Raw genomic sequence first — 705 nt, 5'->3', positions numbered from 1 at the left:
TTGTTGTAGGTTCTTTCTTCTTTTGAGTTGTTGTTTGTTGTGCTTGTTGCAAGGGTGTTTGTTATGGCTGTGTTCTTTGCTGTGTTTATGAAAGCTACGGTAGTTGCTGTGTTGTTTGTTGAGTTGATTTGTGTTGAATTTGCTGTGTTTGTAGTTTTGCTGAGAGTGTTTGAGGCTGTGTTTGTTGTATTTATAAGCGAGTTTGTGTCTATGCTTGTGGCTGTGGTGTTTGAGGCTGTGTTTGTGGTTTCAAGGATGTTTGTTGTGGCTGCACTTTTTTCTGTGCTTGTGTTGAAAGTGTTGATTGAGGCATCGCTCGTATTTTCAAGTGTAGCTGTGCTTGTGTCGATTGTGCTGATTGAGGCTTTATTTATCACCCCTCTGGTAATTTGGCTTAAACCTATGAATACCTTGTTAAAGAGATATTTTTCATAAACTCTATCTTCTATGCTAAATTCATAAAGCCCATCCTCATAAGCCTTGACACAGTTTATGATTTCATAATTATCTTTTGATTTTTCAATATATAATTTTAAATTATCCTTTAAGCCTGTTATAATATAGCTTTTATTCTCTTTGTCATTAACTTTTAGTGTAATTTGTCTTGGCATTTTAGTCTCTTAGCTTTTTAAATTTTTGACATTGTTATTTGTTAAATTCAAGTTTTAAATTTTAGCAAGATTTTTGTGTTTTAGCTTGAATTTT

1 protein-coding gene is annotated in these 705 nt (G+C 33.2%); it reads right to left on the bottom strand.

Annotation, left to right across the window (positions count from 1 at the left end; all coding sequences use genetic code 11):
• The coding region (locus tag DMC01_RS12690; RefSeq protein WP_221887174.1) for a hypothetical protein at positions 1–611 on the bottom strand (611 nt) is incomplete at its 3' end.
• Between the last annotated feature and the right edge of the window lie 94 nt (positions 612–705).

The sequence above is a fragment of the Campylobacter troglodytis genome, assembly GCF_006864425.1.
Lineage (GTDB): Bacteria > Campylobacterota > Campylobacteria > Campylobacterales > Campylobacteraceae > Campylobacter_D > Campylobacter_D troglodytis.
This window is presented reverse-complemented; position numbering and strand designations above follow the sequence as displayed.